The organism is Faecousia intestinalis, from assembly GCF_040096185.1.
Lineage (GTDB): Bacteria > Bacillota > Clostridia > Oscillospirales > Oscillospiraceae > JAZOXB01.
This window is the reverse complement of sequence record NZ_JBBMFF010000010.1, coordinates 1-2,230: the sequence shown is the minus strand read 5'-3', so window position 1 is coordinate 2,230 and position 2,230 is coordinate 1. Positions and strand designations below refer to the sequence as shown.

The 2,230-nt window shown below is 58.9% G+C and carries 1 protein-coding gene and 1 riboswitch; the gene reads right to left on the bottom strand.

The window, feature by feature from the left end; translation table 11 throughout:
• Positions 1 to 540: 540 nt before the first annotated feature.
• On the bottom strand, positions 541 to 1,587 hold the full coding sequence (locus WMO66_RS00075) for a folate family ECF transporter S component (protein ID WP_349134367.1): 1,047 nt from the start codon (positions 1,585 to 1,587) through the stop codon (positions 541 to 543).
• Between the two features lie 235 nt (positions 1,588 to 1,822).
• Positions 1,823 to 1,919: riboswitch (THF riboswitch) on the bottom strand.
• Between the last annotated feature and the right edge of the window lie 311 nt (positions 1,920 to 2,230).

Below are 2,230 nucleotides of genomic sequence, written 5' to 3'. Positions count from 1 at the left end.
CCCCCCCCCCCCCCCCCGGCGCTGCACCTGCGTCTAGTACAGGCCATCGTTAAAATAGTGAATGCCCCCGACTTGTCATTGCGAGGGCGCTTCGCGCCCGTGGCAATCTCGGGAAGGCACTTGCAATTCGTACAGGCTGCCGTTAAAAACGTAAAAGCCGATTGCGTCTGTAGCGGCGGTCAGTGACCGCCTTTGGCAGCAGCAGATTTGTGCGCACTGTCGCCGATCGCACACGCCGTTGTAGGGGAGCGGACAGCCGGCCCCAGCGCAATGCTGCCGATCTGAACAGCCTATCGTTATAATGGTGAATGCTCCCGACGTGTCATTGCGAGGAGCGAAGCGACGTGGCAATCTCGCAGAACACGGCCGGACAACAGGGAAGCCATCGGCGAAATCGCAACTGCCTGCATGAGATTGCCACGGCCCCGTTGGGGCCTCGCAATGACAAACCTGGGTGCCTTGCGCCATAGAAGCGGTGCCGCAAATACAGCAAGCTCCCCGGCGGAAGCCGGGGAGCTTGCTTTCACGTCTGTTTACCTTTTACTTTTCCTTCGGTGCCTCGGTGGCGATCTCGATGAGGCTGTCATCCGCCTTATTGAGGACGGCCGTGCCCTTCTCGCCGACGGTGAGGATGCCCTCGTACTTCTCGCCCTTGGCGACGGAGTTTTTGAGCGTCCACAGCACGGCGGGATCGTCGACCTCGCCCGTGATGGTGTAGGTCGTGAACGTGACGGTCTCTTCGTCGTGGAAGGCCGTCTTCGTGACCACGTTCACAAGGACGAGCGTGTTGTCGTCCACGCCGAGATAGTCGGCCAGCCTGTGGTTCAGCGCGGCGCGCTCGTCGCTTTCGAGCGAGGTGGCGTGATTGCGCGTGTTGTAGTCATACCATGCATAGCCCGCCGTGGCGCACGAGCCGACGATCAGCAGCGCCAGCAGGAAGGCGACGAGGCGGCCGGTGATCTTCAGCTTCTTCGGCGGCTCATACGTCAGCTTCATGCGGTAGGTCAGCGGGGTGATGACATTCAGGAACAGGATGAGAAGCAGCGACTCGAGCGGGAAGAGCACGAGGTTCTTGCAGATGCGCGGCAGGTCAAAGATCGCATAGGACTTGCCAAGGACCATCTGGTAATACAGCAGCATGATCGGCGTCTGGATGACGATGTTCACGAAGAAGCTCACGCAGAAGCGGGAGAGCGTCACACGAAGGTTCGTCAGCGGCGCACGGTACAGGAACAGAGCAAAGATAAGGGAACCGGCGATCTCCGTGAAGATGAACGGGAAGAAGTATACGCCGGTCGGGAACAGGATACAGCCAAGCGTATCACTGATGGCCGCCGCAAGGATGGCAACGACCGGGCCGAAGATCATCGCGCCGAGCGCATTGACGAAAAAGCCGAGGTTGATCATCAGCGTCGGGGGCGCGACCGGGATGGCGACGGACTTCAGTGCCACGCGGACGGCGATGAGGATGGCCGCGACGGCGAGCATGCGGACCTTGCCGAGCTCACGGGCAGCGTCACGCCAGTAGGCCTTGGAAAACGGCGAGGCATACAGGCCGGGAGCGAGCACTTTCTTTTCAGCAGCCATGCCCGATCCCTCCTCTCCGGAATGACGGACGGGCGGCCGCGCGCAGGCCGAGGGTGAACAGCTTGGTTGACATAAAAAATTCCTCCTTACGGAATGAGAGTGTGCGGACGCACCCCATTGCGCAGGGGGGTAAAAAAAGATCCGCCACTCTCCGGAGTGTGGCGAATGCACCCTCCGATAAAATGGAGGAGGTTCAATATGCGATGCTATCCCCGGAATGCACGGGGATCTTGCTCAGGCGGTTGCGGTAACCGTATCGCGGAGCCGAAGCTCCTTCGCCCGGCGGCAACCTCCCATCCGACCGGTACTTAACGCACAGTTCCTACTCCCTGCAGCATCGTTTTATGGATATTATTGTATCGATTTTTTTCGAAAAAGCAAGCCCCAATTTTGCAAATAGCGGAAAATTTTTCCGGAATGGACGGACTGCCGATAAAATGTACAGACCGATCGCGTTCTGCACCTGTAGCGGCGCTCATGGAGCGCCTTGTACGGGGTAATTAAATTGCGTGAGGGAACTGATGTACCACAGCACTACCTGACGTGTCATTCCGAGGAGCGAAGCGACGTGGGAATCTCGCAGTACACGGCAGGATAACAGGGCGATTCCGGCGAAAACGCACCAACCAATTGCGTCTGTAGC

Excerpts from the sequence above, each read along its gene's own strand:
- WMO66_RS00075 (WP_349134367.1), bottom strand. The coding sequence starts at position 1,587 with ATGGCTGCTGAAAAGAAAGTGCTCGCTCCCGGCCTGTATGCCTCGCCG.